Origin of the sequence: Intrasporangium sp. DVR (assembly GCF_040365325.1) — a bacterium.
Lineage (GTDB): Bacteria > Actinomycetota > Actinomycetes > Actinomycetales > Dermatophilaceae > Intrasporangium.
Window position 1 is genome coordinate 1 of record NZ_BAABZW010000014.1, and the last position, 6635, is coordinate 6635.

Here is a 6635-nt window from a genome sequence, read left to right on the forward strand (position 1 = left end):
CCAAACCACCGCTGCTTGACGAGTTAGAGCCCTGGGATATCTAGACCTGCCCTAGACCGCTCAGGCGACGGTCACCGCGGCGACGAAGAAGGCAGCGGCTCCCACGAGCAGGAGGACGGCCGGGCCATCCCATGCCTGCGCCACCACCGTGGGGGTGGCCCGGGACCGGCGGCTGCCCTGACGGCGCCGGTCGTCGGCGATCCGGCGCTCGATCTCAGCCGCCACGGTCTGCGCCTCGGCCTTGGGCCGCTCGCCGGCGGCCCAGCCGGGGTCGGCTGCCACCGCGTTCACGGCCGGCGTCACGGTGGAGCGACCGTGTCGAGGACGGGCGGGGTCGGCCGGCACCCCCCATGCGGTGTAGCGCCGTCCCTGCGCGACGAGCTCCAGCGCCCACCTGGAGCGGACTTCCTCGATGGCGGGCCACGTCAGGTCCACCACCCGGAGCGGGTTGACGAGCCGGATGCCGTCGGCATGGAGCCTGGCGCAGGGCCGCACGACGAAGAGCCAGAGGAGGACGAACGCCAGGACGAGGGAGGCGATCACCACCCAGTTGCGCGGGGAGGTGAGCAGGGCAGGGATGAGCAGCGCCAGGCCGGCCAACGCACCGACGACACCGACTGCGACGGACGACCCCGGCCGCAGCGTCGTCATCCCCCGTGGGCTGACCGACCCGGGCCGATGGGGGTCGGTCGGCGACGGTCCACCGGCTCTCATCGTCACGTGCTTCGTCCTTTCGGGCGCTCTCCTTCGACTGTCTCACGAAGGCCGTCGGCAATGGCGCTTGCGAGCCTTCGAGGTGGGTCGGGTCGAGGTGACGCGCGGGTAGACTCACCGGGTGACAGTCAGCACCACGGCGCGCGCCGCCCAGGACCTCACGGCCGCGGCCCGAGATCTCCTTGGCGTCACGCGTCTGACCAACCGGGCCCTCACCTCCTGGCTCCACGGCCTGCCGGGGGTCGACCAGGTCGGCTGCGAGGCGCGGGCCGCCTCCCTGGGCACCCGTTCGATCAAGACGACCGCCAAGGCCTGGGCCATCGACACGGCGATCGGCATGATCGACCTGACCACGTTGGAGGGCGCGGACACCCCCGGCAAGGTGCGCTCGCTGTGCGCCAAGGCTCGCGTGCCGGACCCGCTCGACTCGACCACGCCCCGGCCTGCCGCGATCTGCGTCTACGGGGACATGGTGGCGACGGCGAAGGAGGCCCTGGGCGACAGCGGCATCCACGTCGCGGCCGTCGCGACGGCGTTCCCGTCGGGCAGGGCCGCGATGCCCGTCAAGCTCGCGGACACACGAGCGGCCGTGGAGGCTGGAGCGGACGAGATCGACATGGTCATCGACCGTGGGGCCTTTCTCGCCGGCGACTACCTGACCGTCTTCAGCCAGATCGCAGAGGTGAAGCAGGCGTGCGCCGACGCCCATCTCAAGGTCATCCTCGAGACGGGCGAGCTCGTCACCTACGACAACGTCCGGCGGGCCTCGTACCTCGCGATGCTGGCCGGTGGCGACTTCATCAAGACCTCGACCGGCAAGGTCTCTCCGGCGGCAACTCTCCCGGTCACGCTCGTCATGCTCGAAGCGGTCCGGGACTGGCGTGAGGTGACCGGCGTCCAGATCGGCGTCAAGCCGGCGGGTGGCATCAGGACCTCCAAGGACGCGATCAAGTACCTCGTCATGGTCAACGAGGTCGCCGGGGACGACTGGATGACGCCGGAGTGGTTCCGGTTCGGGGCGTCCAGCCTGCTCAACGACCTGCTGCTCCAGCGGCACAAGCTCGCGACAGGGTCCTACTCCGGCCCCGACTACGTGACCATCGACTGACCGGGAGAACGTGCTGATGTCAAGGTTCGAGTACGCGCCGGCTCCGGAGTCGCGGGCGGTCGTCACCCTCGAGAAGTCCTACGGCCTCTACATCGACGGGGCCTTCACGCGCCCCAAGGACACGTTCGAGTCCATCAACCCTGCCGATGAGACCGTCCTGGCCGAGGTGACGCAGGCCGGGCCCAAGGACGTCGACCGTGCGGTCCTCGCTGCGCGCCAGGCCTTCGAAGGGGTCTGGGGTCGGATGGCTGGGGCCGAGCGGGGCAAGTACCTCTTCCGGATCGCCCGGCTTCTCCAGGAGCGCTCACGCGAGTTCGCCGTGCTCGAGACCCTCGACAACGGCAAGCCGATCAAGGAGACCCGCGACGTCGACGTGCCGATCGCCGCCGCCCACTTCTTCTACCACGCCGGGTGGGCGGACAAGCTCGCCTACGCGGGCCTCGCGCCCGCCGGCGCAGCCGCCCCGCGGCCGCACGGGGTCGTCGCCCAGATCATCCCGTGGAACTTCCCGCTGCTCATGCTCGCCTGGAAGATCGCGCCGGCTCTGGCGACCGGCAACACGGTGGTCCTCAAGCCGGCTGAGACGACGCCGCTGACCGCCCTGCTGTTCGCCGAGGTCTGCCAGCAGGCAGACCTGCCGCCGGGGGTGGTCAACATCGTGACCGGGGACGGCCGCACCGGAGAGGCGCTGGTCGACCACCCCGGCGTCGACAAGATCGCCTTCACCGGCTCGACCGAGGTCGGCAAGGCCATCGCTCGCCGCATCGCCGGCACGGTCAAGAAGGCCACCCTCGAGCTCGGCGGCAAGGCGGCCAACATCGTCTTCGACGATGCCCCCATCGACCAGGCCGTCGAAGGCATCGTCAACGGCATCTTCTTCAACCAGGGGCAGGTCTGCTGCGCCGGCTCGCGACTGCTCGTCCAGGAGAGCATCCACGACGCGGTCCTCGCCCGGCTCAAGCGCCGGCTCGAGACGTTGCGCGTCGGCGACCCGATGGACAAGAACAGCGACCTCGGTGCGATCAACAGCCGGGCCCAGCTCGACCGGATCACCACGCTCGTCGACGCGGGAGTCGCCGAGGGAGCAGAGCGCTGGAGTCCCGCGTGCACGCTGCCGGCCCGAGGATTCTGGTTCCCGCCGACCGTGTTGACCGGTGTCTCGCAGACCCACCGGGTCGCGACGGAGGAGATCTTCGGGCCGGTCCTGTCGGTGCTCACCTTCCGGACGCCGCAGGAGGCGGTCGCCAAGGCGAACAACACCTCCTACGGTCTCTCCGCCGGCGTGTGGACCGAGAAGGGATCGCGGATCCTCTGGATGGCCGACCAGCTGCGAGCGGGTGTGGTCTGGGCCAACACCTTCAATCGGTTCGACCCCACCTCGCCCTTCGGCGGTTACAAGGAGTCCGGCTACGGGCGTGAGGGTGGCCGGCACGGCCTCGAGGCGTACCTGACGACCTCGCCCTCCGCCGTGACGACGGGAGCGACCCGATGACGCGCATCGACGTCCGCAAGACGTACAAGCTCTACATCGGCGGGAAGTTCCCCCGCAGCGAGTCCGGCCGCTCCTACGAAGTCGTCTCGGCCAAGGGAGAGTTCCTCGCCAACGCGTCGATGGGCTCGCGCAAGGACGTGCGCGACGCCGTGGTCGCAGCACGGGGAGCACTCGGCGGCTGGGCCGGTGCGACACCGTACAACCGTGGCCAGGTGCTCTACCGCGTCGCAGAGGTCCTCGAGGGCCGACGCGCCCAGTTCGTCGAGGAGGTCGCCGCCGGCGAGGGACTCGGCGCCAAGACGGCCGGTGCCGTCGTCGATGCCGCTGTGGACCGGCTGGTCTGGTACGCCGGGTGGACCGACAAGGTGGCCCAGGTCCTCGGCAACCTCAACCCGGTGGCTGGGCCCTTCTTCAACGTCTCGGCCCCCGAGCCCACCGGTGTGGTCGGCGTGCTCGCGCCCCAGTCCTCCTCACTGCTGGGGCTGGTGTCGGTGCTCGCCCCGGTCATCGCAACCGGCAACACCGCTGTCGTCATCACCTCTGCGTCCCGGCCCCTGCCTGCGATCACCTTCGGCGAGGTGCTGGCGACCTCGGACGTCCCGGGTGGTGTGGTCAACCTCATCACGGCCAAGACCAGTGAAGTGGGCCCATGGCTGGCCTCGCACCGGGACGTCAACGCCATCGACCTCACCGGTGCCGCCGACGCCGACGACCTCGACTGGGGAACGCTCGAGGCAGAGGCCGCGAGCAACCTCAAGCGGGTCCTGCGTCCCGCTCTGCGGGACGGCACGGCGGTCGAGCCGGACTGGTCCGCGGACCCGGGACTGGATCGCATCCGCGCCTTCCTCGAGACCAAGACGGTGTGGCACCCCAAGGGCCTGTGAGCTCCCGAGAGCCCGCGACCGTGCCCGATCGAGACGGCAGCGACCGAGACAGCAGCGACCGGGAGGCCGACCCCCGCGCGGAGGACCGTGCGCGTCGAAGCGAGCCCAGCGGCATCCGGCCCGACGCCGGCGCACCGTCGCGCCGACGAGTCATCCTCGTGACCGGGCCGAGCGGAGCCGGTAAGACCCGCCTGTCGGCGCGCCTGAGCGCTGCGCTGGGTTGGCCCGTGGTGCGCCTCGACGACTTCTACCGCGAGGCTGACGATCCCTCCCTCCCGCGTTCACCCCTGGGTATCCCCGACTGGGACCACGTCGACTCCTGGGACGCGCACCGGGCAGTTGCCGCCCTGCGCACGCTCGTCGACACCGGTTCCGCGGAGGTGCCCGTCTACGACATCTCTGAGTCGCGGGTGACCGGCCTCCACGTCGTCTCCTGCGACCGCGACGACCTCATCCTCGCTGAAGGGCTGTTCGCCGCCCGGCTCGCCGAACCACTCGAGGCTGAAGGCCTGCTCGCCGACACCCTCTGTGTCCGGCGCTCCCGCTGGGTGACGTTCGCGCTGCGACTGGTCCGGGACCTCTCGGAACGCCGCAAACCCCCGCACATCCTCCTGCGGCGAGGACTCGCGCTCCTGCGCGCCGAGCCTGCGATCATCGCGCAGGCCGAGGCGCACGGCGCTCGGTGCCTGACCCCCCGGCAGGCCGAGCGAGCGCTCCTGGCCGCGGCAGGCAGCGGATCGTCGACTCGTTGAAGGCCTGCCGGCCTGCGGGTCAGCTCACTGGCTCCCCTGCGTACCCCAGCTCCAGGTAGCCCGGCTTGATGACATCGTCGATGAGCGCGAGCCGCTCGTCGAACGCGATGAACGCCGACTTCATCGCGTTGATCGTCACCCACCGAAGGTCAGCCAAGGTCCACCCCGCCTCGTCAGCCAGCAAGGTGGCCTCACGGCTGAGGGAGGTGCCACTCATCAGCCGGTTGTCGGTGTTGAGGGTCACCCGGAAGCGGAGCCGCTTGAGCAGGGTGATCGGGTGGAGCGCAATCGACACGGCGGCCGAGGTCTGCAGGTTGCTGCTCGGACACATCTCGAGCGGGATCCGCATGTCACGGACGTAGGCCGCGAGACGTCCTAGTCGCACGTCGGCGAGATCGAGGTCCACGAGCGCCCGTGCGTCGGTTTGGTGAGCGTGCAGCCAGCTGCCGAACGGTTGACCCTGGATGGTGATGTCATCGACGATCCGAACGCCGTGCCCGAGCCGGTCGGCGCCACACCACTGGATCGCTTCCCAGATCGAGGGCAGGCCGAAACCTTCACCTGCGTGGATGGTGAAGTGCGCATTCTCGCGGCGTAGATACTCGAACGCATCGAGATGCCGCGTTGGTGGGTAGCCGGCCTCGGCGCCCGCGATGTCGAAGCCGGCCACGCCTTCGTCGCGGTAGCGCACGGCGAGCCGGGCGATCTCCGTCGACATCGCCGCTTGCCGCATCGCGGTGAGCAGCACCATGACCCGGATCCGGCCGCCCCGCTCAGCAACGAGGGCTTCACCTTCGCGGAAGCCGGCGTTGACCGCCTCGACGACAGCCTCGAGCGAAAGGCCACGGGTCAGATGCTGCTCCGGGGCATAGCGGCTCTCCGCATAGATGACACCGTCCTCAGCGAGGTCTTCGACGCATTCGCGAGCGACCCGCCGGATTCCCTCAGGGGTCTGCATCACCGCCAACGTGTGCTCGAACGTCGCCAGGTAGCGCGGCAGCGAGCCGGAGTCCGCACTCTCCCGGAACCAGGCTCCCAACGGGGCGGCAGCACCATAGGGAAGGTCGCCATACCCGATGTCGTCCGCGAGCTCGACGATGGTCTGAGGGCGCAGACCGCCGTCCAAGTGGTCGTGGAGCAGGACCTTGGGGGCCGAGCGTGCGTCCCCCGGTGTCATTCGGCCCCCTCGCGGTGCACCGTGTCGTCAGCGAACGCCGGCACACACACCGCGATGTACTCGGCGCCCTGAGGACCGCACGAGTAGCGGATGCGCTCCCCGCCACGCGTGATCACGGTCTGCCCAGCAGCAACCTCGAGGCGCCCCGCGTCGTGGTCCACGATGACCTGGCCGGCGAGGACGAGGGTGATCTCGTCGAAGTCCGGGGTCTGGTAAGGCTCGGACCACCCTGCAGGCGCCTTCATGTGCGCGACCGACACAGAGGCGTGAAGGTGTGCCTCCGGCGTCGTCACCCGGCCGACATGCTCCTCGATGACCTTGCCTCCCGGCACCGGGATCCGGGTCGGCGTCTTGATGAGTTCAGGCACAGGGCCACCCTACGCCCGAGCGGGCCACGCCCTAAGGCCACGCCCATCAACCAGGTCGTGAATGCAGAAAGCCCCACCGACGATGTCGGTGGGGCTTTCTGTGAATGGTTGTCCGGCTGCGTCCTACTCTCCCACACCGT

7 protein-coding genes are annotated in these 6635 nt (G+C 69.8%); 4 read left to right on the forward strand and 3 right to left on the reverse strand.

The genetic code is table 11. From position 1 onward, the window contains the following. Positions 1–60: 60 nt before the first annotated feature. Positions 61–714, reverse strand: a complete 654-nt coding sequence (locus tag ABWV20_RS11010; protein ID WP_353355208.1) for a PH domain-containing protein — start codon at positions 712–714, stop codon at positions 61–63. A 121-nt stretch (positions 715–835) separates the two neighbouring features. Between ABWV20_RS11010 and deoC the strand changes: the two genes are divergently transcribed. The 4 genes from deoC to ABWV20_RS11030 are packed head-to-tail and all read left to right on the forward strand — an operon-like array spanning position 836 to position 4950. Continuing rightward, the gene (deoC, locus tag ABWV20_RS11015; protein WP_502901780.1) at positions 836–1822 is read left to right on the forward strand and encodes a deoxyribose-phosphate aldolase; all 987 of its coding nucleotides are present in this window, start codon (positions 836–838) and stop codon (positions 1820–1822) included. Between the two features lie 16 nt (positions 1823–1838). Continuing rightward, positions 1839–3314, forward strand: coding sequence for an aldehyde dehydrogenase family protein (locus ABWV20_RS11020; protein ID WP_353355203.1), 1476 nt, complete (start codon positions 1839–1841; stop codon positions 3312–3314). Then, positions 3311–4198, forward strand: a complete 888-nt coding sequence (locus ABWV20_RS11025; RefSeq protein WP_353355204.1) for an aldehyde dehydrogenase family protein — start codon at positions 3311–3313, stop codon at positions 4196–4198. Before ABWV20_RS11020 ends, ABWV20_RS11025 begins: the two co-directional genes overlap by 4 nt. A gap of 20 nt (positions 4199–4218) precedes the next feature. Next, positions 4219–4950 (forward strand): uridine kinase family protein, encoded by a 732-nt coding sequence (locus ABWV20_RS11030; protein WP_353355205.1) that lies wholly within the window; start codon positions 4219–4221, stop codon positions 4948–4950. Between the two features lie 19 nt (positions 4951–4969). On the opposite strand, the gene ABWV20_RS11035 is transcribed toward ABWV20_RS11030, so the two are convergent. Together ABWV20_RS11035 and ABWV20_RS11040 are read right to left on the reverse strand one after the other, a co-directional pair. Beyond that, the gene (locus ABWV20_RS11035; protein WP_353355206.1) at positions 4970–6127 is read right to left on the reverse strand and encodes an adenosine deaminase; all 1158 of its coding nucleotides are present in this window, start codon (positions 6125–6127) and stop codon (positions 4970–4972) included. Then, a complete protein-coding gene (locus tag ABWV20_RS11040; RefSeq protein WP_353355207.1) occupies positions 6124–6495 on the reverse strand; it encodes a cupin domain-containing protein in 372 nt (123 codons plus the stop codon). Before ABWV20_RS11040 ends, ABWV20_RS11035 begins: the two co-directional genes overlap by 4 nt. Between the last annotated feature and the right edge of the window lie 140 nt (positions 6496–6635).

What these genes read in the sequence shown, in the direction of transcription:
- ABWV20_RS11035 (WP_353355206.1), bottom strand. Translation starts at nt 6,127, where the DNA reads ATGACACCGGGGGACGCACGCTCGGCCCCCAAGGTCCTGCTCCACGAC.
- ABWV20_RS11025 (WP_353355204.1), top strand. Translation starts at nt 3,311, where the DNA reads ATGACGCGCATCGACGTCCGCAAGACGTACAAGCTCTACATCGGCGGG.
- ABWV20_RS11020 (WP_353355203.1), top strand. Translation starts at nt 1,839, where the DNA reads ATGTCAAGGTTCGAGTACGCGCCGGCTCCGGAGTCGCGGGCGGTCGTC.
- ABWV20_RS11010 (WP_353355208.1), bottom strand. Translation starts at nt 714, where the DNA reads ATGAGAGCCGGTGGACCGTCGCCGACCGACCCCCATCGGCCCGGGTCG.